The sequence below is a fragment of the Salmonella sp. SAL00653 genome (genome assembly GCF_046552515.1).
Classification (GTDB): domain Bacteria; phylum Pseudomonadota; class Gammaproteobacteria; order Enterobacterales; family Enterobacteriaceae; genus Salmonella; species Salmonella enterica.
Genome location: NZ_JBGDTY010000018.1, coordinates 105,456 through 130,151, shown reverse-complemented (window position 1 = coordinate 130,151; position 24,696 = coordinate 105,456). Strand labels below are relative to the sequence as shown.

20 protein-coding genes and 4 pseudogenes are annotated in these 24,696 nt (G+C 50.1%); 7 read left to right on the top strand and 17 right to left on the bottom strand.

The window, feature by feature from the left end:
• The 3 genes and pseudogenes from ACLJRU_RS19640 to ACLJRU_RS19630 all read left to right on the top strand — a co-directional run.
• Positions 1–76 (top strand): annotated as a pseudogene (locus tag ACLJRU_RS19640) (oxaloacetate decarboxylase beta chain); the annotation flags it as partial.
• Between the two features lie 134 nt (positions 77–210).
• A complete protein-coding gene (locus ACLJRU_RS19635; protein WP_187790671.1) occupies positions 211–1,830 on the top strand; it encodes a sensor histidine kinase in 1,620 nt (539 codons plus the stop codon).
• A gap of 1 nt (position 1,831) precedes the next feature.
• Positions 1,832–2,518 carry a response regulator gene (locus ACLJRU_RS19630; protein WP_000377406.1) on the top strand — a complete coding sequence of 229 codons (687 nt, stop codon included), beginning with the start codon at positions 1,832–1,834 and terminating at the stop codon, positions 2,516–2,518.
• A 21-nt stretch (positions 2,519–2,539) separates the two neighbouring features.
• Here ACLJRU_RS19630 and rihC read toward each other — a convergent pair whose 3' ends face one another.
• The 8 genes from rihC to ACLJRU_RS19590 all read right to left on the bottom strand — a co-directional run bounded on the left by rihC (position 2,540) and on the right by ACLJRU_RS19590 (position 10,969).
• Complete coding sequence (gene rihC / locus ACLJRU_RS19625) at positions 2,540–3,454, bottom strand: ribonucleoside hydrolase RihC (RefSeq protein ID WP_187790670.1); 915 nt, start codon at positions 3,452–3,454, stop codon at positions 2,540–2,542.
• A gap of 15 nt (positions 3,455–3,469) precedes the next feature.
• Positions 3,470–4,672 (bottom strand): XAC2610-related protein, encoded by a 1,203-nt coding sequence (locus tag ACLJRU_RS19620; protein ID WP_011264176.1) that lies wholly within the window; start codon positions 4,670–4,672, stop codon positions 3,470–3,472.
• Positions 4,673–4,871: 199 nt separating this feature from the next.
• Positions 4,872–5,822, bottom strand: a complete 951-nt coding sequence (gene ispH / locus ACLJRU_RS19615; protein WP_001166428.1) for a 4-hydroxy-3-methylbut-2-enyl diphosphate reductase — start codon at positions 5,820–5,822, stop codon at positions 4,872–4,874.
• Positions 5,823–5,824: 2 nt separating this feature from the next.
• Positions 5,825–6,274, bottom strand: a complete 450-nt coding sequence (gene fkpB, locus ACLJRU_RS19610) for an FKBP-type peptidyl-prolyl cis-trans isomerase (RefSeq protein ID WP_000047269.1) — start codon at positions 6,272–6,274, stop codon at positions 5,825–5,827.
• Positions 6,275–6,428: 154 nt separating this feature from the next.
• Positions 6,429–6,929, bottom strand: coding sequence for a signal peptidase II (gene lspA, locus ACLJRU_RS19605; RefSeq protein WP_000042739.1), 501 nt, complete (start codon positions 6,927–6,929; stop codon positions 6,429–6,431).
• The gene (gene ileS / locus ACLJRU_RS19600) at positions 6,929–9,763 is read right to left on the bottom strand and encodes an isoleucine--tRNA ligase (RefSeq protein ID WP_038393931.1); all 2,835 of its coding nucleotides are present in this window, start codon (positions 9,761–9,763) and stop codon (positions 6,929–6,931) included. The genes lspA and ileS overlap by 1 nt, the downstream gene beginning before the upstream one ends.
• A gap of 44 nt (positions 9,764–9,807) precedes the next feature.
• A complete protein-coding gene (gene ribF, locus ACLJRU_RS19595; protein ID WP_000767311.1) occupies positions 9,808–10,746 on the bottom strand; it encodes a bifunctional riboflavin kinase/FAD synthetase in 939 nt (312 codons plus the stop codon).
• A 7-nt stretch (positions 10,747–10,753) separates the two neighbouring features.
• Complete coding sequence (locus tag ACLJRU_RS19590; protein WP_001538903.1) at positions 10,754–10,969, bottom strand: DUF2575 family protein; 216 nt, start codon at positions 10,967–10,969, stop codon at positions 10,754–10,756.
• A 105-nt stretch (positions 10,970–11,074) separates the two neighbouring features.
• Here ACLJRU_RS19590 and rpsT point away from each other — a divergent pair, with 105 nt between their 5' ends.
• The 3 genes from rpsT to ACLJRU_RS19575 all read left to right on the top strand — a co-directional run bounded on the left by rpsT (position 11,075) and on the right by ACLJRU_RS19575 (position 15,246).
• Positions 11,075–11,338, top strand: coding sequence for a 30S ribosomal protein S20 (rpsT, locus tag ACLJRU_RS19585; RefSeq protein WP_001518655.1), 264 nt, complete (start codon positions 11,075–11,077; stop codon positions 11,336–11,338).
• Positions 11,339–11,793: 455 nt separating this feature from the next.
• Complete coding sequence (locus tag ACLJRU_RS19580; RefSeq protein WP_000099989.1) at positions 11,794–13,167, top strand: MFS transporter; 1,374 nt, start codon at positions 11,794–11,796, stop codon at positions 13,165–13,167.
• A 39-nt stretch (positions 13,168–13,206) separates the two neighbouring features.
• Positions 13,207–15,246 carry a TIM-barrel domain-containing protein gene (locus ACLJRU_RS19575; protein ID WP_023234707.1) on the top strand — a complete coding sequence of 680 codons (2,040 nt, stop codon included), beginning with the start codon at positions 13,207–13,209 and terminating at the stop codon, positions 15,244–15,246.
• 54 nt (positions 15,247–15,300) lie between these two features.
• Here ACLJRU_RS19575 and nhaR read toward each other — a convergent pair whose 3' ends face one another.
• The 8 genes and pseudogenes from nhaR to ACLJRU_RS19535 all read right to left on the bottom strand — a co-directional run bounded on the left by nhaR (position 15,301) and on the right by ACLJRU_RS19535 (position 22,964).
• On the bottom strand, positions 15,301–16,200 hold the full coding sequence (gene nhaR / locus ACLJRU_RS19570; protein ID WP_000062872.1) for a transcriptional activator NhaR: 900 nt from the start codon (positions 16,198–16,200) through the stop codon (positions 15,301–15,303).
• A gap of 61 nt (positions 16,201–16,261) precedes the next feature.
• Positions 16,262–17,428 (bottom strand): Na+/H+ antiporter NhaA, encoded by a 1,167-nt coding sequence (nhaA, locus tag ACLJRU_RS19565; RefSeq protein WP_000681340.1) that lies wholly within the window; start codon positions 17,426–17,428, stop codon positions 16,262–16,264.
• Positions 17,429–17,590: 162 nt separating this feature from the next.
• Positions 17,591–17,818 (bottom strand): annotated as a pseudogene (locus tag ACLJRU_RS19560) (arylsulfatase); the annotation flags it as partial.
• Positions 17,740–17,997 (bottom strand): hypothetical protein, encoded by a 258-nt coding sequence (locus ACLJRU_RS19555; RefSeq protein ID WP_023258307.1) that lies wholly within the window; start codon positions 17,995–17,997, stop codon positions 17,740–17,742. The gene ACLJRU_RS19555 and the pseudogene ACLJRU_RS19560, both read right to left, overlap by 79 nt.
• Positions 17,998–18,115: 118 nt before the next feature.
• A complete protein-coding gene (locus ACLJRU_RS19550) occupies positions 18,116–19,369 on the bottom strand; it encodes a hypothetical protein (protein ID WP_001538900.1) in 1,254 nt (417 codons plus the stop codon).
• Positions 19,370–19,386: 17 nt separating this feature from the next.
• Positions 19,387–20,583 carry an anaerobic sulfatase maturase gene (locus ACLJRU_RS19545; RefSeq protein WP_001189145.1) on the bottom strand — a complete coding sequence of 399 codons (1,197 nt, stop codon included), beginning with the start codon at positions 20,581–20,583 and terminating at the stop codon, positions 19,387–19,389.
• Between the two features lie 103 nt (positions 20,584–20,686).
• Positions 20,687–22,179 (bottom strand): annotated as a pseudogene (locus ACLJRU_RS19540) (sulfatase).
• 20 nt (positions 22,180–22,199) lie between these two features.
• Positions 22,200–22,964 carry an outer membrane protein OmpK gene (locus ACLJRU_RS19535; protein WP_000052612.1) on the bottom strand — a complete coding sequence of 255 codons (765 nt, stop codon included), beginning with the start codon at positions 22,962–22,964 and terminating at the stop codon, positions 22,200–22,202.
• Between the two features lie 440 nt (positions 22,965–23,404).
• Between ACLJRU_RS19535 and ACLJRU_RS19530 the strand changes: the two are divergent.
• Positions 23,405–23,802, top strand: a pseudogene (locus ACLJRU_RS19530) (5'-nucleotidase C-terminal domain-containing protein); the annotation flags it as partial.
• Positions 23,803–23,919: 117 nt separating this feature from the next.
• Here the strand turns inward: ACLJRU_RS19530 and ACLJRU_RS19525 are convergent.
• Positions 23,920–24,132 carry a hypothetical protein gene (locus tag ACLJRU_RS19525; protein WP_000289440.1) on the bottom strand — a complete coding sequence of 71 codons (213 nt, stop codon included), beginning with the start codon at positions 24,130–24,132 and terminating at the stop codon, positions 23,920–23,922.
• Positions 24,133–24,696 lie beyond the last annotated feature (564 nt).

Genomic DNA, 24,696 nt, shown 5'->3' with positions numbered 1-24,696 from the left:
GGGCCCGAACGTGGCGGGGGTTATCGGTTCGGCCATTGCGGCGGGCGTGATGCTGAAGTACGTGCTGGCGATGTAATAGTGGATGGGATACGCATGTCGTATCCCATTTTCATCCAAATTTTTTCTGAAAGAAAAGTAAGTATGAACTGGTTCAGGTTCCGGTGATGCCGAATGCAAGAAAATACCGTAATTAAATATCTAAATACCAATATGTTTATACGGGAAATTACACGCTGGTTTGCCAGACGCTCGTTTCAAAACCGGATATTTCTACTGATCCTGTTTACATCCACCATCGTGATGCTGGCAATCACCTGGTATCTGACCGATATCACGAAAGAGCGCCTGCATTATCAGGTGGGCCAACGTGCGCTTATTCAGGCAATGCAAATATCCGCTATGCCAGAATTAGTTGAAGCCGTAGAGGCGCATGATTTGTCACGCATCAAAGCGTTGATTGACCCAATGCGCTCGTTTTCGGACGCGACTTACATTACCGTTGGCAACGAAAAAGGTCAGCGACTGTATCACGTCAACCCGGATGAGATCGGCAAATATATGGAGGGCGGCGATAGCGACGACGCGCTGTATAATGCTAAAAGCTACGTATCGGTGCGCAAAGGTTCATTAGGCTCTTCCTTGCGTGGTAAATCCCCGATTCAGGACAGTACCGGTAAAGTCATCGGTATTGTTTCCGTCGGCTATACTCTGGAACAGCTGGAGAGCTGGCTTAACTTACAAATCAGCTCGTTGCTGTTCCCGATGGCGTTACTGCTGCTGGTGCTGTTGTACTGCGCCCGCCGCTTCTCGCTGCATATTAAAAAGCAGATGCTTAACATGGAGCCGCAGCAGCTTTCACAACTATTAATTCAGCAAAGCGTGTTATTTGAGTCGGTATTTGAAGGGTTGATCGCCATTGACTCCCATCACCGTATTACCGCCATTAACCAAACGGCTCGCCGCTTATTGAATCTGAGCCAACCGGAATCTGAACTCATTGGCTATGCAATCCACCATGTCGTGTTGCCGGAGGCCTTCTTTTACGATGCGCCGCAAAAAAACAAAAAAGATGAGATCGTCACCTTTAACCAAATGAAAGTCATCGCCAGTCGCATGGCGGTCATTATTGACAACCAGCCTCAGGGCTGGGTTATTAGCTTTCGCAACAAAGACGATATCAATACACTCAGCCTGCAGTTAAGTCAGGTGTGGCAATACGCCGATAACCTGCGCACCGTGCAGCATGAGCATCGCAACCTTATTTCCACCATTGCCGGACTGCTGTTCCTGAAGCGCTACGATAATGCGCTGGCGCTGATTCAGCAGCAGTCGGAAAGCCACCAGAAAGTACTCGATTTTATTTCCCATAATTTCCGCGACCACCACCTTGCGGGGCTATTAATCGGTAAATATTATCGGGCAAAAGAGCTGGGGCTGGAGCTGATTTTCGATCCTTCAAGCTTTGTTGAACACCTGCCGTCATCGCTCTCGCATAATGAATGGATTTCGATTGTTGGCAATTTATTGGACAACGCCTATAACGCCACCCTGCTCAATCGCGAAGGCTCGCGACAGATTGAGTGCCTGATCAATAGCGAAGGTAATGAAGTCATTATTGAAGTTGCCGATCAGGGATGTGGTATTGACGAAAATATCCGCCAGCATATTTTCGAGCGTGGAGTGACCACCCACAACAACGGCGATCACGGAATTGGATTATGGTTGGTGCACAGCTACGTCAAGCAGGCCAATGGTGACATTATCGTCGATAACAATAATCCTTTTGGCACCATTTTTACCCTCTATATCCCTTTTACCAGAGAAGAATAACATGGATAGCATTACGACACTCATCGTTGAAGACGAACCGATGTTAGCGGAAATCCTGGTGGACACCATCAAGATTTTTCCCCAGTTTTCAATCGTCGGCATCGCAGACAAACTGGAAAGTGCGAAGAAGCAAATACGCCTCTATCAACCACAGTTAATTCTATTGGATAATTTTTTACCCGATGGCAAAGGGATCGATTTAATTCGTCATACCATCAGCACCAACTACACGGGGCGAATTATTTTCATTACCGCCGACAATCATATGGATACCATCAGCGATGCCTTACGCATGGGCGTATTCGATTATCTGATTAAGCCGGTACATTATCAGCGCCTGCAGCATACCCTGGAGCGGTTCACCCGTTACCGCAGTTCGTTACGTTCCAGTGAGCAGGCAAACCAGACGCACGTTGATGCCTTATTTAATATCCAGGCCAAAGAACAAACCGCAGAACCGAATAGCGGACTGCGGGGAATTGATGAAAACACCTTCAACCGGGTACGACAAATATTCGCCGACCCGCAGGCAGTACATACAGCAGACACTCTGGCGCAAATTCTGGGCAGCAGTAAAACCACTGCCCGACGCTATCTGGAACAAGGCGTGAAAAATAACTTTCTCGAAGCGGAGATCAGCTACGGGAAAGTGGGCAGGCCGGAGAGACTCTATCGCGGCAAAGTATGAGATTATGGCGCCAACATGTAATTACGGCGCATAGGCAAACACCTCAGCCACCCACTGACGAAAACCGTCCACATCCAGCGCCACCTGCGCGTTGGCGGGCTGCCCCAGACGCCCTTCAATATCAACGACCGTCGTGCCTGCGGTATATTCCCCCTGCGTTTCTACGGCCACAAAACAGGATTGCAGGGTAAAAAGCTCCGGACGCACCAGCCAGGCGATAGCGCAGAGATCGTGCATCCGGACGCCAGTGCGCATACTACCGCTGCGATAATGGTTGAACAGGCTGTGCAACATCTTACCGGTGCGATTCAGCGCGGGCAGTTTATTCAGAAAATCTGGCGAGAGCATTGCCTGATTTGTAACGTCCAGCCCACACATCACAATCTCCAGACCGCTGCGGAACACCAGCGCCGCGGCCTCCGGATCGACAGCAATGTTAAATTCAGCATTAGGCGTAAAATTGCCGCGCCCTGCGGAACCGCCCATCAACACCAGACGGCGAATGTTACACGCACACTCCGGATAGTGCATCAGTAGCAACGCAATATTGGTCAATGGCCCAATCGCCACTAATGTCATGGGCTCCGGGGCGTTCATCAGCACATCACGGATAGCGATAAACGCAGGCTTCGCCAACGGTTGGCGCTGATGGTCGACAAAATCATAGCCTTCCATACCGGATTCGCCGTGGACGTATGCCGCATCGCGTAACGAACGCAGCAGCGGTGTCGCGGCCCCCTGGGCAAGTGGGATATCGCTGTTCCAGAAATGCAGAAGCTGCAACGCATTACGGGTCGTTTTTTCAACGGAAACATTGCCTGCGACGGTGGTTATTAGTTGCAGATCAAGCTGGGGGGCGAACAGCGCGGCGGCAATCGCAGCCGCGTCATCAATGCCCGGATCGGTATCAAGAATAATGTGTAGGGATGCTGTCATTAATGCTCTCCTGACCTATTGTTTTATATCTTCATACTCAGCGCGACTGATACAGGCATCAGGCACATCGTCATCCGTCACCAGACGCGGACTTAGCTTATCACCTTCGACAAACGGAACTAATGGGCAAAAACGCCCTGGCGATGCTTTGTTTTCCTGCCACTGAATCTCAAGCGATTCGGGCTCAGCGCCGGGTTTTTCTGCCTGAATCACGGTACGAACATTACCGGTTAGCCAAAAAGATTGACACGTCCCATCAAGGCTAAGAGGCGGCGTCAAATGACCATTTTTACGTACTAGCGGATAAATAATACGCCCATCAGCGTAGGAAGGTGTCATGTAGCAGTTATACATTTTGCCTTTACTTATCACAGGCTGAAAGTAGCTTTCACCGCGATCGATCAGTTCAATCGTTTTTCCTTTCCAGCGATACACATTGACGCCATGGCTGCAGCAACCGCCGCGCCAATAGCTGACAATCTGTTTATGTTCAGCATCGATCTCTGGTGAAGTGATTTCCTGATAAGACGCTGGCGCATCAACATAACGCTGCTTGGCGGGGTCATAGAGCCATGTTTGTACTGGAGCATCCGGCCCAGCAAGTAGCTCTGTTACAATCGATAGATCCGGGTAGCCATCAAAATTGACATCCCCCCATTGAGGCATAAACGGGCTACAAGTGCCCACCGAGGCGGTATCTAAGGTCTGTATGAGTTTACCATCACGGTATAATTTTATCGCCGAAATGGCCGGCGTATTGCCGCAATCAATCTCTTTGGAAGGGTCGTAACCCCCTGCATCATTCGTGTTCGTGACCAGCACAATATCAGGGGAGTTTTTAGGTTTGAGGTAGATAAGGGCAACAGGAAAATGTCGTTTTTTATCTGCGGACGTCCATTCGCCTTTAATCTCACTGCTGGAGATTTCCGCATTCCAGTAACCCGAAAGCGCCTTTACGCGTTCTTCAAGATGCACCTCTTTATCCTGGAGTGAGCCGCGTAGAACAATCACTGCCTTGTGCTGATTGCAAGGTTCATAGCAGTAATACCCATAAAGCGTGTTACCAAATCGCGTGATATTAACGTTTACCGGTTTCCCCGCGATAGTTCCGGTATAGTTTCGCTCCCAGGCGGGTAGCTCCAGCACCGTGGCTCTTGTTGCGTCCATCCAAAAGCCGATGGCGAGTAACGTTGGCAATCCATATTTTATTTTGCCCATTTCCCTTATCCCTGTAGGCATTACAACCAAAAAACCAGCAACGATTGTGCTGGTTTTTCAGATGAATAGCAAAAAGGTGGGGCATTAGCAACGGATGACGACTACGCCTTATTTTTCCTGTCGCACATTGAATATCAAAAGAAATTCTTAAGATCTGGTCAACGTAGCGTCATCAGGCAGATTTCTGAATTATGAAATCTTATTCGACCTCACGAACATCCACACGCAGCTCTTTCGGCACTTCGAAAACAATATTTTCTTCGCGCCCCTCAAGCGTGACAGCTTCGCCGCCGCCAAACTCGCGCAGACGCGCAATAACATTCTGCACCAGAATATCCGGCGCGGAAGCGCCAGCGGTGACGCCGACGCAGGCGGCTTCTTTCACCCACGCCTCCTGGATATCCGCCGCATCGTCGATAAGAAACGCGGTTCTTCCCATCCGTTGGGCCAGTTCCGCCAATCGGTTAGAGTTAGAAGAGTTTTTCGAGCCGACCACCAGCACCACGTCAGCCTGCTCCGCCAGCGCCCGCACCGCTTCCTGACGATTAGTTGTGGCATAGCAAATATCGTCTTTGCGCGGGCCGACGATTTTCGGAAAGCGTTTACGCAGCGCATCAATCACATCGGACGTATCGTCCACGGAAAGCGTGGTTTGCGTCATGAAGGAGAGCTTGCCTTCATTTTTGACATTCAGCGTCCAGACGTCCTCTGGCGACTCAACCAGGTACATCCCCCCTTCCGGGTTGCTGTACTGGCCCATGGTGCCTTCCACCTCCGGGTGCCCGGCGTGGCCGATGAGAATAGATTCTTCACCGCGACGGCTGGCGCGCGCCACTTCCATATGGACTTTCGTCACCAGCGGGCAGGTGGCGTCAAAAACGGTAAGATCGCGGCTTTTCGCCTCGTTACGCACCGCCTGGGAAACCCCATGAGCGGAGAAGATCAGAATGGCGCCATCCGGCACTTCGCTAATTTGCTCTATAAAGATCGCCCCGCGCTGGCGCAGGCTGTCCACTACATAGCGGTTATGCACGACTTCGTGCCGAACGTAAATTGGCGCGCCGTAAATGGCGAGCGCATTTTCAACAATGCTGATAGCGCGGTCTACCCCGGCGCAAAAACCGCGTGGGTTGGCCAACAGGATCTGCATGTTTATGCCTCCAGCGCCGGATCGATTTCCAGCACTTCAATATCAAAGTGAACGGTATGCCCGGCCAGCGGATGGTTAAAATCAACGGTAATCGAGTCGCCGTTGATTTCGCGAATCACGCCAGGCATTTCGCTGCCATCCATTGCGGTAAAAAGCATAATCGCCCCGACTTCCGGTTCGCCCGCCGCCATAAACTCACGGCGCGAGAAATACTGGATCAAGTCCGGACTGGGGACGCCAAACGCGGCGTCAGGCTCCAGCGAAAACGCTTTCTTTTCCCCTTCTTTCAACCCCAGAAGCTGCTGCTCCAGACCTTCGGAAAGCGAGGTATCGCCAAGACGGAACAGGGCTGGCTTGCCGTTATTGCGGGTAGATTCCGCCGTTGAGCCATCATCCAGTTTCAGGGTGAAGTGAACGAGGATCGCGCTGTTGCTCTGTACGGATTTAGACATGCAAATTGCTCACGTGTTTTGCCCGGAGGCACAAAGGACGATAAAACCGTAGGCCGGATAAGGCTTTTTCACCGCCATCCGGCACCACGTTTGCCTGATGGCGCTGCGCTTATCAGACCTACAAAACCGGATAAGCGCCACCCGGTATTTACGCTTATGCCTGTTCTTTCGCTGTCGGCTTCGGCAAAAAGCCTTCCAGTACTATCAGCGCCGCGCCGATACAGATCGCGCTATCGGCAAGGTTGAACGTCGCGAAATGCCAGTTGCCGACGTAAAAATCGATCATATCGACAACAAAGCCGTGCCACAGGCGGTCGAACAGGTTACCCAGCGCGCCGCCGATGATTAACGCATAAGCGATGTTATTCAGCTTCTGCGTCGCTTTCGAGCGATACATCATCACCAAAAGAATTACGCAGATCCCTATCGCAATCCCGGCAAAGAACCAGCGCTGCCAGCCGCCGCTATCCGCCAGGAAGCTAAAAGCCGCGCCGTAGTTACGCGCATAATGCAGATTAAGCGACGGGAACAGCCCTACCGTATCCCCCAGAGCGAAATTCTGGAGGATCAGGTATTTGCTGCCCAAATCGATAATCAGCACGACTACTACCAGCCATAGCCAGCGTAGTCCTGTTGAACAGAGTGGTTTACTCATCAGGCAAATTTACGTTGTTCGCCATTACCGGCGATGTTGCTGACACAGCGTCCGCAGATATCTGCATGTTCCGCCACCTTGCCGACATCAGTAGTGTAGTGCCAGCAGCGCGGACACTTATCACCCTCGGCACGCGTTACCACTGCCTGAACTGTCGTATTACCAGCATTGTACTGAATATTTTCATCATCAATACCCCCCGCTTGCTCAGAAATCACGAACTGGGAAGTAATGAAGATAAATCTGACCTCTTCACCCAACAGTTTCAGCTTCTTGATCGTACCGTTAGCATCGTCAGCATATTTCAGCGTCACTTTTGCTTCCAGGTTCGATTTGATGCCATTGGCTTTCTGATTTTCCAGCTCTTTGTTGACCTGGTCCTTGATATAGCGGACATCGTCCCAGAATGCGTCATTAAATTCTTCATTCTCTTCCAGGCCAAACAACCCGTCGTACCATTCGCCGGTGAAGACATATTTTTCACGCTCGCCCGGCAGGTAGCCCCAGATTTCATCAGCCGTGAAGGACATGATCGGCGCCATCCAGCGAACCAGCGCCTCTGCGATATGATACAGCGCAGTCTGGCAGCTACGACGCGCGACGCTATCGGCCTTCGCGGTGTACTGGCGGTCTTTAATGATGTCGAGGTAGAACGAACCCATTTCAACGGAGCAGAAGCGCATCAGGCGCTGTACCACTTCATGGAAGTCGTAAGCTTCGTATGCCTTCAGAATCTCTTGCTGCGCCGTTTTCGCGCAGCCCACCGCCCACCTGTCCAGCACCACCATCTCTTCCGGTTTGACCATATCGGTGGCCGGATTGAAGCCATTGAGGTTCGCCAGCAGGAAGCGCGCGGTATTACGGATACGACGATAGCTGTCGGCAGCGCGTTTCAGGATTTCGTCAGAGACCGCCATTTCGCCGGTATAGTCAGTAGACGCCACCCACAGACGCAGGATATCCGCGCCCAGTTTATTCATCACATCCTGCGGCGACACGGTGTTACCGATGGATTTGGACATCTTGCGCCCCTGACCATCGACGGTGAAGCCGTGAGTCAGTACCTGGCGGTATGGCGCTTTGCCTTTCATCGCCACGCTAATCATCAGGGAGGACATAAACCAGCCGCGATGCTGGTCAGAGCCTTCCAGATACATATCGGCCGCATGACCGGCGAATTCCGGACGTGCATCAACCACGGAGTAACTGGTGGAACCGGAATCAAACCAAACGTCCAACGTATCCGGAACTTTCTCGTATTGATCGGCATCTTCGCCGAGGATCTCTTTCGGGTCGAGATCCCACCACGCCTGGATACCGTCAACTTCGACGCGTTTCGCCACCTCTTCCATCGCCGCCAGAGTACGCTCAATCGGCAGCAGCTCCTGCGTTTCTTTATGCACGAACAGCGCCATCGGTACGCCCCAGGTACGCTGACGTGAGATACACCAGTCAGGACGGTTAGCGACCATTGATTCAATACGCGCCTGACCCCAGTCCGGGATCCACTGAACGCCCTTGATCTCTTTCAGCGACTGTTGACGAAGCCCTTCTTTATCCATGCTGACGAACCACTGCGGGGTCGCGCGGAAAATGATCGGCGTTTTGTGACGCCAACAGCACGGATAGCTGTGCTGCATTTTTTCGACATGCAGTAGCGCGCCTTTTTCTTTCAGCAGTTCAATAACGATATCGTTCGCTTTGAAGACGTTAACACCGTCAAGCGTTGGATATGTGCCTGGCAGGTAAGCGCCGTCCGGCCCAACCGGGTTAGCCGTTTCCAGGCCATACTTTTGGCCGATCACGTAGTCATCCGGGCCGTGGCCAGGGGCGGTATGTACCGCGCCGGTACCGGCGTCCAGGGTGACGTGATCGCCGAGGATCGCCGGCACGTCAAAGCCCATAAACGGATGGGTAAAGCGCAGCAGTTCCAGCTCCGCGCCTTTAACGGTGCCGAGAATGGTGTATTCAGCCGCACCAATACGCTGCATGACGCTTTCAACCAGATCTTTCGCCAGAATCACCGCCTGGCCGTCAATCTGCACCAGCGCATAATCAAAGTCCGGCGCCAGGGAGATGGCGCGGTTAGCCGGTAGTGTCCACGGCGTGGTGGTCCAGATAACCAGCGACACAGGGCCGCTCACGCCCGGCAGACCAAACTTCGCTTTCACCGCATCCTGATCGACGGCGCGGAACGCCACGTCGATAGACGGTGACGTTTTGTCGTAATATTCAACTTCCGCTTCCGCCAGCGCGGAACGGCAGTCAACGCACCAGTGCACCGGCTTAGCGCCTTTGTGCAGATGACCGTTTTTGATAATTCTGCCCAGCGCGCGGATGATGTTGGCTTCGGTTTTGAAGTCCATGGTCAGGTACGGATGCGACCAGTCGCCCAACACGCCCAGACGAATGAAGTCTTTACGCTGGCCGTCAACCTGCGTAGCGGCATATTCGCGGCACTTAGCGCGGAATTCAGCGGCGGTGAATTTCTCGCCCGGCTTACCGAACTCCTGCTCGACTTTCAGCTCGATAGGCAGACCGTGACAGTCCCAGCCCGGCACGTAAGGCGAGTCAAATCCCGACAGTCCTTTGGACTTCACGATAATGTCTTTCAGAATCTTGTTAACTGAGTGACCAATATGAATGCTGCCATTCGCATATGGAGGGCCATCATGCAGAATGAAGGTTTTTTTGCCTTTTTTGGCCGCACGAATGATGCCGTACAGATCATCATCGGTCCAACGCGCCAGCATTCCCGGTTCACGCTTGGCGAGGTCGCCGCGCATCGGGAACCCTGTTTCCGGCAAATTCAGGGTCGATTTATAGTCACTCATCAGATTCTCGGTTCCGTATTTCGGTTTGATAAACACCGTCAGGGTTACACCTGCCCGGCTAGCCCAAAAAACTTGCGGGCCGTTAACTCATCGCGTGCGATTTGCGCTTTTAGCTCATCAAGCGACGCAAATCGCTGCTCATTACGTATCTTTTTACGCAGTATTACATCTATATGGCGACCGTAGAGGTCCATTACAACGTCCAGCAGATGCACTTCCAGTTGTTGACGCACGCCAGCCACCGTTGGACGAGTGCCAATGTTCGCTACGCCGGGTAACGGCTTATCGCCAAGCCCGGTGACTTCCACCGCATAGACCCCCTTGACCGGGGAGACCTGACGGCGCAGCGGTAAGTTCGCCGTCGGGAAGCCAATGGTACGTCCCAGCTCGTCGCCATGAACGACACGCCCGGAAATAGTAAAGGGATGTCCCAGCAGACTTTCGGCAAGCGCCAGGTTATCTTCCGCCAGCGCCTGTCTCACTGCGGTACTACTGATACGCACGCCGCCTTCACAAAAGGTTTGGGTGCTGGAAACCGCAAAACCATACTCCGCCCCCGCCTTCTGTAATAACAAGAAATCGCCCGCGCGGCTAGCACCAAAGCGGAAATCATCGCCGACGGCAAGAAATTGCACGCCAAGTCGCTCCACCAGCAGTTCGCTGATAAACGTTTGCGCCGTCAAAGCGGCAAAGCGGCGATCGAATTTCACGCACAGCACATAGTCCACGCCGCACTGCGCAAGGTAATGCAGTTTTTCACGCAGGCGCGTCAGGCGAGCGGGCGCTTTATCCGTCGCGAACAGCTCCAGCGGCTGCGGTTCGAAAATCATGACCACCACCGGCAGACCGCGTCTGCGTCCTTCTTCCTGCAAACCCTGCAGTAGAGCGCGATGCCCCCGATGTACGCCGTCGAAATTACCAATGGTCAGCACACACCCATGCGGGGCCTGACTGAGATTATGTATGCCGCGTATCAGCTTCATGTCTGACTCAAAACAGTGAAAATCGCAAGAGTATACCTTGTACAGCGGTCAAGGTTAACCGACTATTGCCCTGAGGAAACATAAAGAAGATGCTTTTCATCGCCATGCGGCAAACTCCGCCCCAAAACCCGCCGCTTAATGCAATTTTTCTCATGGAAAGGCTGTATTCACAGCACGCAAGCTGGTAGAATCCTGCGCCATCACTACGCAACGAGTGCTGCAATTTAAACGGCGCTTATTTGCACAAATCCATTGACAAAAGAAGGCTAAAAGGGCATATTCCTCGGCCTTTGAATTGTCCATATAGAACACATTTGGGAGTTGGACCTTGGCTAATATCAAATCAGCTAAGAAGCGCGCCGTTCAGTCTGAAAAGGCTCGTAAGCACAACGCAAGCCGTCGCTCTATGATGCGTACTTTCATCAAGAAAGTATACGCAGCTATCGAAGCTGGCGACAAAGCTGCTGCACTGAAAGCATTTAACGAAATGCAACCGATCGTGGACCGTCAGGCTGCTAAAGGTCTGATCCACAAAAACAAAGCTGCACGTCATAAAGCTAACCTGACTGCACAGATCAACAAACTGGCTTAATCGCCTGCTTGTTATCAGCTTTGTAGAAAAACCCGCGTAAAGCGGGTTTTTTTATGCCTGCTATCTGCCGTTTTGCTCGACAACCGCTGGCTCTGACCTCACTCGTTCACGCTCTTCCTGACCAGCCTATTTTTTCAGCTACCCCTCCCTTAGTCACGTAATACTTGAAAGTTATTTTCTTTCACTGTTTTCCTTTTCTTATTTCATTACTGAAAAAACTGTGACCACCTTAGCAAATAAAAACATCGCTCATTCAAAAACTAATAAACGCAATCCTGATGTAAGATTTAATAATTGATTGATGCCGTCGGGTTAACTACTTTTCATGTACACCTTACTTACTCATTTTAATCTGAGGTTAAATTCAGAAACGACATAAAAATAATATTCAAAACTTGCTTAGAAAGTAGAGGTTGTTTTTCTGGGCGTATCGTACCAATATCGGAGTTATCATTATGAGTTCTGTCATTGAGGATACCCAGCCTTCCGGGTCAGCATCATTGTCTTTACTACAGCGTATTAGCTACGGCTCTTTGGATGTGGCGGGTAATCTGCTGTACTGCTTCGGTTCAACGTACATTTTATATTTCTACACAGACGTTGCGGGCATTAGCCTTGCCGTAGCAGGCGTTATCCTGCTGCTGGCGCGTATTATCGATGGCATAGACGCCCCCATATGGGGGATCATCATCGATAAAACACGTTCACGCTACGGTAAATGTCGTCCCTGGTTTTTATGGTTACCGCTGCCTTTTGCGGTATTCAGCGCACTGTCATTTTGGTCTCCTGATATCAGTATGACAGGAAAAGCCATCTATGCAGCAATATCTTATATGATTGCCAGCATTCTATTTACCGGACTTAATACACCACTCAGTGCAATATTACCCCTGATGACCTTATCTCCCAAAGAAAGACTGGTTTTAAATTCCTGGCGAATGACCGGTGGGCAAATTGGGGTTTTATTAATGAACGCGACCGCCTTGCCGTTAGTCGCTTTTTTAGGTAATGGTGATGATCACGCTGGTTTTATTTATACGGCAATTACGTTTGCCATTATATCCTGCGCGCTAACGCTCTTTGCGTTTAAAAACATTCGTGAAATGGATACGGATAAAATACAGCATGAACCTAAGTTGCCGATGAAAAAAAGTTTCGCGGCGATGAAAGGTAACTGGCCGTGGATCCTGATGGTGCTGGCTAATCTGATCTTCTGGATTGCCCTACAGCAGCGCAACACGACCATTGTCTATTATCTGACCTACAACCTCGACCGTAAAGATCTGGTACCGCTGATTAACAGCCTAGCGACGATTCAGATCCTGTTTATCATCGCTATCCCCTTCTTTAGCAAATACCTGGCTAAAACCTGGATATGGGTAGGCGGTCTGCTGGTCGCCACGTTTGGCGGCGTCATGATGTGGCTGGCAGCGGACAACATTACTTTCCTCATCGCCGCCTGGATACTCGGCAATATCGGCAGCGGTATCGCCTGCTCAATGCCGTTTGCCATGCTGGGCTTCGCCGTCGATTTCGGCGCCTGGAAGACCGGTATTAAGGCTACCGGCATTCTTATCGCCTTCGGCAGCACCTTCTGCATCAAGATGGGTAGTGGCCTCGGCACCGCTTTCGCCGCCTGGATCATGAACAGTTTTGGCTATGTCCCCAACCATGCCCAGAGTGCTGCGGGTCTGGAGGGCATTATCTGGGCCTTTATCTGGGCACCCGCCCTACTCTTCGCGCTCGCAGCGATCCCACTACTTTTCTTTCGCAAATACGAAGCGATGGAAGAGAAGATTCGCCACGATCTGGAAACCGTCAACTCATAACGTTCTTTACCTTCACCCTCGAATATGGGAGGCACCACCATGCCATTTATGCAACAAGACCCGCGTCGTCTGGTCTGGCAGCAAAACGATCGCTATTTATGGATTGAACCCTGGGGCGAGAACAGCCTGCGCGTACGCAGCGGCCGTCATCTGCCGGTAATGAGAAATGAAGACTGGGCATTGACTGAGCCAGTCGCAGAAAGTCAGTGCCACATTGATTATGAGCACCACCAGGCAACGCTGACCAACGGCAAAATTATCGCTATCGTCAATCAAAAAGGACAAGTTACCTTTTACCGCCATCCACACAACCCCCTGTTGCAGGAGTTCTGGCGCCTGCGGGGCGAAATTGGCGAGGATGAATCATCTCACGGCCAGTACGTTAGCGCACTCAACCTTGAGGGACGCGAGTTCCGCCCGATTCAGGGTGGGAAATATTCACTGAAAGCCCGCTTCGAAGCCACCGAAGGGGAAAAAATTTATGGCATGGGGCAGTATCAACAGGCCAACCTGGATCTCAAAGGATGCGTGCTTGAGCTGGCGCAACGTAACTCCCAGGCCTCAGTACCGTTTATGCTCTCCAGTCTGGGCTACGGATTTTTATGGAACAACCCGGCAGTCGGACGCGTAACCTTTGCCCAAAACGTTACCGAATGGGAAGCGCAGGTCAGCGAACAGTTAGACTACTGGATCACGGCAGGCGATACCCCGGCAGAAATTAGCCGGGCTTACGCGCTGGCTACCGGCACGCCGCCGATGATGCCGGACTACGCCATGGGCTTCTGGCAGTGCAAACTCCGTTATCGTACGCAGGAAGAGCTGCTGGAGGTCGCCCGCGAATATAAGCGCCGCAATCTACCTATCTCGGTGATCGTTATCGACTTCTTTCACTGGCCGAATCAGGGTGACTGGATGTTCGATGCGCGCGACTGGCCCGATCCTGATGCCATGATTGCCGAGCTGAAATCGCTGGGAATTGAGCTGATGGTCTCCGTCTGGCCGACGGTGGATAACCGTACCGAAAGCTATCGGGAGATGCGTGAAAACGGCTGGCTGGTACAAACGGAACGTGGCTTGCCGATCAATATGGATTTCCTCGGCAATACTACTTACTTTGATGCGACTCATCCGGGCGCGCGCGACTACGTCTGGGGCAAAGCCAAACGCAACTATTACGATAAAGGCGTGAAGTTATTCTGGTTAGATGAAGCCGAACCTGAGTTCAGCGTTTACGACTACGACAACTATCGCTACTATGCCGGGCCGGTACTGGAAGTGGGCAATATCTACCCACGTATGTACGCTAAAACCTTTTTTGACGGCATGAAAGCCGATGGCGAAGACAAGGTTATCAACCTGCTACGCTGCGCCTGGGCCGGCAGTCAGAAGTACGGCGCGCTGGTCTGGTCAGGGGATATTCACTCCTCGTTTAGATCGCTGCGCAACCAGTTTGCCGCCGGACTCAATATGGGAATCGCGGGGATACCGTGGTGGACGACGGATATCGGCGGTTTTCATGGCGGTAATATTCACGACCCGAAATTCCATGAATTGCTGATTCGCTGGTTCCAGTGGGGCGTCTTTAGCCCGGTGATGCGTCTGCACGGCAACCGCGATCCGCAGATTTTACCCGCACAACCATACCGGGATGGTATCGCCCAGTGCCCTACAGGTGCGCCGAACGAGGTCTGGAGCTACGGTGAGGAAGTATGCGAGGTACTGACAGGTTGCCTGGCGTTGCGAGAAAAACTCAAGCCCTATATCAAAGCGCTGATGGAGGAAACCCATAAGCACAATTCACCAGTGATGCGCCCCCTGTTCTTTGAATTCCCCGAACAGGAAACAAGTTGGACAATCACCGACCAGTATTGTTTTGGTCCTGACCTGCTGATCGCCCCCGTCATGCATGAAGGTATGCGCGAACGTGATGTCTGGCTACCAGAAGGGGAAACATGGACGGATCTTGCGACCGGTGAAAGCTATTCAGGAGGGCAGACGCTGCATTACGCTACGCCACTGAACAGAATTCCGGTGTTTATCCGCGAAGGTGGGCAGTACCGTAGCCTGCTGAACTTGTAGAATGATTCCGGCTGCGGGTTAATACCGCAGCCGGAAGTATTACGGTAGGTACGTCTACTGTAGCTTAAACAATGCCGAGTAGTCCGCATTGCAAATACGCTGCACCGCCGGATGCTGGATCATTCTCTCGGCAAAAATCGCATGATATTCTTCCATGACATTCTCCACGCGCCCAATCTCTATTACCGACTCATCGGCATAAAAATCCAGCGAATAAAGGCTCGGCGCCACAAAAATCGCATCGTGCGTCGCGCCAAACGCCTTCATTAAGGCCGCGTCATCAAATTCGCCGAGGATCTCAACCTGCAACCCCTGCGAATTAAACCAGTTCAACAATTTACGCCCCAGCATCGAGCGCCGTCCCGGCACCAGCAAACGTCGCTCTTCCAGGCAGGCAGGGAACGCTTTTTCGGGAAGTGGATTCGTACACCAGAAACTGACGCTACATTCGCCGATTTTGACTGAGAATAGCCCCTCCTGCTGCGTGGAATCTATCGGGCAGTCGGAGATAATCATATCCAGCTTGTGCTGGCTGAGCTGTTCGAGCAACATTTCGTGCGTGGACTCGAAGCAACGCAGATGTATGGGTTCGTCTACCACCACCGCCGCATCCAGAACGCTGCTGACCAGACGCTTGGATAAAGCATCGGCGACGCCGACATCAAACAACAGGTTTGATTCTTTGCGGTAATTGACGATATCCAGCATCTCCTGGCTTAGCGTAAACATTTTGTCCGCATAGCGAAAAACCAGCTCGCCCAGTTCGCTGGGTTCAAGACCGCGTCCCTTACGTTTAAATAGCTTCCCCTGTAAACGCTCTTCCAGGGCTTTAATTTGACCAGTAATGGTTTGCGGCGTCAGAAAAAGCGCCTCTGCGGCACCCACGACAGAACCTTCTTTATAGACATGCCAGAAGTAATAAAGATGGTTGTAGTTAATATGAGACATGCTCATTCCTCTCCCTGTTCAATGTCGCAAGGGAGCGATACATCGCTCCCCCTTTCCTTCGTACTGGTTATGCCGGCGCGTTCAAACGCGCGCGCAACCAGCTATACCCCACCACTGCGGAGAGCAATGAACCAATCAAAATGCCCAATTTCGCCCAGTTAATAAGTTCCGGATCGACATTGCCAAATGCCAGGCTGGCGATAAAGATGGACATCGTAAAGCCAATGCCACACAAAATGCCGACCGCCATGATTTGCTGATAAGTGGTCCCTTGCGGCAGATGCGCCAGCTTGAAACGCAGCGCCAGCCAGCAAAACAGGCTAATCCCCAGCGGCTTACCAATCAGCAGACCGGCAATAATTCCCAACGGCAGCATGGAGGTCAGACCGTCAATCGTGACGCCCTGAAGAGAAACGCCGGCATTCGCAAAAGCGAAGAGCGGCAGGATCAGGTACGCAACCCACGGGTGCAGAACATGCTCCAGACGCTTGGCCGGCGAGCGTCCGTGTTTTTCTTTCAGCGGAATAAAGAAGCCGACAATGACGCCTGCCAGCGTCGCGTGAACGCCGGACTTCAGTACCGCCGTCCACAGCACTGCCCCGACCAGAATATATACCCCAGTCCGTCTGACGCCGCACAGGTTCAGCAGCGCCAGCACGGCAATCGCGAACGCCGCCACGCCCAGCGAGACGATAGAAAGATCGCTGGTATAAAACAGTGCGATAATAACGATGGCGCCGAGATCATCGATGATCGCCAGCGCCATCAGGAAAATTTTCAGCGCCAGCGGAACCCGGCTGCCCAACAGCGCCAGCACGCCCAGCGCAAAGGCGATATCCGTCGCGGCAGGAATAGCCCAGCCCTCGCGAGTGACTGGATCGGAGTAGTTAAAGGCCAGATAGAGCAATGCCGGTACAATCATCCCGCCGATGGCGGCAATCACCGGAAAAGCGGCCTGGCGCAGACTGGCTAACGAGCCTTGCATCAGTTCGCGCTTAACTTCCAGGCCAATCAACAGGAAAAACACGGCCATCAGCGCATCGTTGATCCACAACAGCATGTTTTTGTTGATCTCAAGCGCCCCAACCCGTAGCTGAACCGGCGTCTCCAGAAAATCATGATACCATCCACTGGTCGCGCCCATATTGGCCATCAGCATAGCCAGCGCAGCGGCGATGATGAGAATGATGCCCCCAGAGGCATCGCTGCTAAAAAATCGGTGCAGATGTTTCACTTTTTATTCTCTCAATCAGGTGAATTCTTCGGATCTACTATCTTACCTCGCCTGACTCATCGTTAAAATTAGATTATATATGATGAATAGCTCGTTTTTTACGAAATGAAGTCCGACTTACGCCGGACTTTTTTAGTGCAGTCAGTCATTGATGATAGACCGCTACGCGTACAGATCCATTTTATACACCCGGAAACTGGTAATATCGTAGCGATAGCCTTCCCCGTTCGTTTCCGCGTTTTTGTAGTAACCTGACGTCATGGTCGCTTCAAAAAGCACGGTTTTCTCCGTAGGCGCAATCTCCTGTAAAATTAGCAGCCCCATCGCCTCGCTGCCCGCCTGCGGATCGATAATATCGCTCTCGCCAGGCTGGCAAGAGATGGCGCGGCCATAAACGGATTAAGAATAATCAGCGCATTTTGTACTGTATTACTTTCTGTAATCTGGCTGAGGCTGTGCTCATAAATCGCCGTATGGTTGAGCACCATCGCATTTTGCTTATCAATCCTCTGATTGACGGCAAGACACGGGGTAGGAAGCGTATTCTTTTGATGTTTGAACGGCCCCATGATCTCTCCAGTATATCGTTGTCGTTCCTTGCTGGAACAACGAAATAGATACGCTGGAGAGGGTTGTACTGATAATCAAAAGCCATCGACTCAGCTCTATCACACGGCATGCGATGCGTTATCCGACCTTACGGGATTGATTATATTCATACTTCAGATAATCCAGCGTTGCCGTCACATTTGCCGGTGACAGACGATTAAGCTGCGCCAAAAAAGGATGCGCATACAGATAATTAATGAACGCCGTCGCGCCTTGTAACGTAGCATAGCGTTGCTGGGTAATTTTTTTATTACCGGTGAGATTACACACCGCCATAGCATAATCGCGGGTAGAAAAAGTACGCCAGACATTGTTACGGATACCGCCGCTTAAAAACAGGCGTGGCGGAATATCTTTTTGCAGCGGCGTCGTACCGCGTTCTTTGACAAATGAAATATGGCAACGGCCCTGATGGACATGCGGCATATTCGCCATCATGCATCCCCCCAGAATAAAGCATTCATGATCGAGGTAATGCTGAACGTTTAAGGAGCGTTCGTCCGTCAGCATCCGCACCAGTTCAAAATGGCGGTAGGCAGGCAACACCGGCTTTACGATCATTCCGGAGTCATTCTTATATAACGAGGCCGGACCGTAGTCGATATCAAATAAAGTTTCGCGGCGCGCTGTAATCGCTTCCTTACGTTGCACCATATGCGCCAGCGTACCCGGAGGTAGCCGTTCTTCATAATACGACTGATACTGCCAGGCTTTATCCAGCGGCTGTGCTGAATAATTTGACGAAATCGCCACCCCCCTTCCGCTTTGTTCTTCTGCCGTCACCAGAACATACAGGCTGCTGTCTCCACCGTTATAGTTCACCCTGAAAGCGCGGGTGCTGAGTGCGATATCGAAGGCCGGAAACTGCTGGCATCGCTCTGCAAGGTTTGCATTACGGGATAGTTTAAACAGCGCCCGGTTAAGACCTGTGCTGTCTAATTTCAGCTGTGAGCGGATCCCGGCAAGCGACGTCCCTTCCTCAATTAGGGTTGCCAGCTCGTCCTGTCGGCAATCGCTTTTTGCCTTTTCGGGGACGATGAACGTTTTCCGACACTGACTACACGCCATGCGGTGTTCGCCCTGAGTCGAGAAGCCGTATTTCTTTAATGAGGTGCTGCCGCAGGCAGGACACTGTTTGACCAGGCCTTTCCATCCCCGGTTTACCGTGTGGCGAAAAAGATTTAACGCCCCAGCGGAAATAACAGGAAACAGGAAACCACATTCCCGACAAAGAACATCTTTTCCCTGGCGGACATAATCCGGACTGTTCAACACGCCCAGATTTTTACATCCCGGCGTTTTACAGCAGTCCACATTAATATTGGCAAACATGCGTTCCTCCTTGAGCATTACTTAAAAAAAACAGACCGGATCTCCGCCGGTGACAGGTTATTTACGTAAAGGGTTTTCATCGCTTTCATCATTGGCGCGGTATGAGAGAAAAAGCACTGATAGCCGGCACAAAGATAGTTTTGCTTCATCGGTCCGCAAGCCGAAGGCAAAAAGCGGTGTTTAGGGCAACCGCCATAACAGGCGAATTGCCACGGGCAGGTATGGCATTCCTGCGCCATCGTGCGGCTTTTATCGAGACCAAACTGCTGGTTTTGCGCGCTATTATTCATCTGACGCAGCGGCGTGTCGTTAATATTGCCGAGCTTATATTGCGGGTAAACGAAATGATCGCAGTTATACACATCGCCATTCATTTCCATTGCAAAAGCGCTACCGCAAACGGGCGCAAAAACGCAAACCTGAGGGGGGAGTCCACACCATGCCGCCAGCGTTTGTTCAAAGAGTTGAATGCCGATATCACCAATATCTTCGCGGATCCAGATATCAAAAATGGCATTCAGGAACTTTCCAAACTGTAATCCGTCCACTGACCAGGGGGTTACTGCGGTTTGCTCGTCCTGCGGATGCGCCAGCATTCCGTCTTTATTTGCCGCTCTTTCCACTAGCGGAATAAACTGCATATAGCGGCTGCCGATAGATTTCAGATACGCATAAACCCGCTGCGGGTGCAGCATATTGCTCTGACTCACCACCGTGAGAGTATTAAATTCAACGCCATGACTCGCCAGGCATTTTATCGCCTGTTCAACTTTATGATGGGTAGGTTGCCCTGCGCGAGTTACTCGCCATTCGTCGTGCAGCGCCGCATCGCCATCAATCGAAATACCAACCAGAAAGTCATGCGCCCTGAAGAATCTCGCCCATTCATCATCAATCAGAATGCCATTGGTCTGAAAAGTATTAACGATGGCTTTTCCATTAGCATAACGTTGCTGGAGCGCTACAGCCTGGCGGTAAAATGGCAGCCCCATCAGCGTCGGTTCCCCACCCTGCCACGCAAAAATCACTTCATCCACGTCCTGCGCCGCAATATGCTGTTGCACAAACAACGCCAGCGTTTCTTCCGTCATCTTGTAATGGTTTTTTCTATCGGGATAGAGCATTTCCTTTTCCAGATAGAAGCAATATTTACAATCAAGATTACACACCGACCCGGTCGGTTTGATCATTACCTGACAGCTTTTCCGTTGCATATTTTCCGTATCCCTAAAATAAAAGAACCTGACTCAGCACGAGGGCGCTGAATCAGGCGGGCAGAGCCCTAAGTGACATACTTAATTTTTTATAATTATCCTTTTAGCCCCAGGTCACCGGCGTTGGTTTGTCGCCACGGGCTTTCATTAACGAGTCGTTATCGATGTCCTGTTTCATTTTCAGGAACTTGCCATACAGCTGTTTTTCAATTTCAGGCTGTTTGCCAATTTGGTTCAGCGTTTCGAACCGATCTTTTTTCAGGTTATAGAGGTATTTAGGTTTATTTTCACGATCGATGATCATTTTCCAGTCACCGTCGCGGATCGCCCATTCATCGGTCGGATCATCCTGGAACGGCATATCAATACCGAAGATCAGCGGCTTATTACGTTTTAACGTTTTCTGCTCCAACAGCGGAACCAGCGATTGCCCTTCGTATGTACGATCAGTAGGCAGTTTGAAATCCATCATGTTGCCAGCGTCGGCATCCAGTCCAGACCATACACCGGCGTATCGGTAACGACGCCCTGTGGAATGTGTTTACCGTATTTGATAATTGCCGGAACGCGAATACCGCCTTCCCACAGGTTATCTTTACGTCCGCGCAGACCGTCAGTCTCGCCTGCGAGGTTCAGCTCGTAGACTTTACGCGCTTCACGCGTCACCGGGCCGTTATCACTGGTGAAGATGACAATGGTATTATCTTCTTCCCCCATCGCTTTAATTTTATCCAGTACTTTGCCGACTTGCGCATCCATATAGCTGATATTGGCGTAATATTCACCGGTACCGCGCCACGGTTTATCCGCCCAGTCGCCGTAGAACAGATCGGGATGCTGCTTCTGGTATTCGCTCATGTATTGTGAATACATATCGAGGTATTTTTTCGGCGAGGCCAGCGGGCTGTGAACTTCCGTAAAGGCAACGTATAAGAAGAACGGTTTGTCGTCTTTCTTGTTATCTAGCCAGTTCACCACTTCAGAACTGACAAATTCGCCGCTGATGCTATCGGCACGATCAATATGTTTGCCGTTACGCATCCAGCCGGTTGGGTGGACGACGCCGTAACGCGGGCGCTCTTTGGCATTATCCAGCGTAGCATCGGTCACAAAGCCAGCCGGGTTCACCAGAGAGTAATCAAAACCTAACTCTTTCGGCTGCGGCTGATCGGTACGATCGCCCCCGGCGTTGAGATGCAGTTTACCCATCATCGCGGTATCGTAACCCTGCTGTTTCAGCAGATTGGCTATGGTCAATTCGTTACGTCCAATAGAAACATTAGTACCTTCAGGGATCCAGGAGCGTACACCGGTGCGGAAGGGCATACGGCCTGTTAACATCCCGGCGCGGGAAGGAGAACACAAAGGAGCCGGCGCATAGTATTCAGTGAATTTGACCCCTTCTTTCGCCAGGCGGTCAATATTCGGGGTTTTCACTATCTGGTGACCGTAAGTCGCCAAATCACCATAGCCAAGATCATCTGCCACAATAAAAACTAAGTTCGGGCGTTTTTCGGCAGCCGCGTGCACGACAGATAACGTACTTGTCGCACAAAGCTCCAGTCCAATCATGCTGGCAATGACTGTTTTTTTCATTTCAACTCCTTTGATTTTATTTAAAATGAATATCCGACCATATAAATCATCTGGTCTCCATATCCGTCATAACCTAGTTTGTTCGCGAAATAACGATATGTCACAGTAGCTTTCCAGCGGGGATAAAATTTCCATGCCAGTGTTAATCCACCATTTAATCCATTTCGACCGAATTGCTGCTCCGTATAAGCGTCATTTCTATCTAGTTCGATTTCATTCCAGTCAGATAAAACAAAATCTTCACCAAATAAATTAAAATTATAGGCTGCAGTCCAGCCAATAACATAGCCATTCCAGCCGCTTGTCTGCCCATATTTCTGCGAGACATAATCACCAGATTGATTATGCAGACCAATATAGGGTTTGAAGAACCCCCAACTCCCGCTCCAACCTAAATACCCCGCTCCATAAAACATATCGAGGTCATCGCCCCATGAGTTATCCCATTGACCATATATCTTACCGAAGAAAGTATAATCTGAATCAAAGAGTCGTACATGAGTCATGGCAGAAACAGTATGATTTCTTCCAGCAACAGCGTGATTTAACACGTTGCTTTCAATAAATGAATAGAATTCTGCCTCTTTGAAATTGACACCAAAGTCAGCAGTTACTTTCCACACCTCCCCACGATGTACATTGACGAATCCACTATTCCAGTCAGCATAACCGGCATTAATTGATCCAAATGAATTCTTATATTCCAGTGCATGTACAGAATGGCTAAAAACAGTAGATATTGTAAGTAAGAGACTAAATAATACTGTTCGCTTTATCAGAGACATTGAATATATTTCCCATAGTTATATTTTATTCATCAATGAATATGTTTTACTCCGGTGTCGAAGTTTAACCAAATCTAGTTATAGAATAGTGATATAAATCTCACATCACGCAGGATAAAAGTATTTAAAAATAATGTGTCGAGAAATGTTTTTTTATAAAAAATAACTCAATGTTTATTATTAAATCAACACTTCATCTTTTTAGGTCATACCGCAGATTTAGTGTTGTACTAAGCTTTACCTTTTGGATAACTGATAGCAAAGATTGATGTGATTTGCCCCGCTGTTCCGTAACTCAGGGGGTGATCCGAAACGGTCATTTCCCCCTCAGGAGTGCAACTCTATCGCTGTAAGCAATACCTGAAAACCTGCCAGCACAGCCATCACAACAACGGTGCCCTCCATCACACCATTATTGATATGACGATGATTACCTGCTCGGCGATGTTCTGAGTATGTATCCTTTTACTAACGACGTAATGAACGTGGAAATTAGCGGTAAAGATCTGAAGGCGATGATGTCTCATGCAGCCGATCCGAAGAACGGCATGCTGCATGTGTCGAAAACGGCCAAATTCAAACACTACAACACAAAACCGCTGGGACAGCGTATTGTCGAATTTGATATCAAAGGTAAACAGGTCGCAGACAAGACATTCAGTACCGTCGCGCTGACTCCTTTATCGGTAAAGGCCGTGGCGGATTTGACTTCACGAAAGGTAAAAATGTCAAAGACATTAAAGGGCTGTAAACCTCGCAGGCAATTGCTGATTATATGGAACATATCAATAACATCGTTCCGGATCACACCATGCGTGTTGACGACATCAGTAAATAAAACAACTCTCATGCGATCGTTACCTGGTGGCGGCAGATTGATATTATCTTCGCGGAAACGGTAATTACCGTTGTCAAAAACCAGAAACTCCACGATACCCGGTTCGCTGCTTTCAACTCAGACACCAGGATAAAGGCTTAACGGCGCGGTGCCATAAGGATTAAGGGTAATAACGGCATGTGTATATGTATTGTCCTCACGAATTTGGTCGAGGAGCTGTTGGTATATGGCGTTATGGTTTTGCACCATCGCGTTATCGGTATCAATTTTCTGATTCATCGGCGCTCTTGGTGCAGGCATGGCGAGTGAGGACTGTTGGTTTACGTACATAATGCTCTCCAGACTATACGTTATGAGACTTCTGCAATGCAGAGGCAATTTCTCTGTCCGTCCAACGTAATATTTCGAAGATGTTCAGCATAGTTATCATGTATAACGCAATAACAAAAAAATCATAAAAATATTTTATATCGCCATCTGCTCATAAAATTTCATCCTGAGAAAGCAAGTCATCATCGAATATTTATTTAGTTCTTTTTACCTATATCCTATAGCATCCATAAGACCGACCAATAGGCCGAAATAAAAGTTACACCAGATAACATAAATTATCATTCAAGCACATAAAAAATGCTTAACCTAAAATCATAGCACCACTTAATAAAATTAATCATAAACGGTGGCAAAATATTATTTTTATGTCCTTTTTTGTAACTAACCGCATTTTCAAATTAATGAATCACAACAGACAATTCTCATCAACTGAATAAAAAATAATGACATACATATTATTTACCGCTCAAAAACATGGTTTGAGAATCCTTAAACGACACGTTATATGCATACCTCATTAAATATTGATAAAACAGAATCAACATGCTTATAGAAAGAACA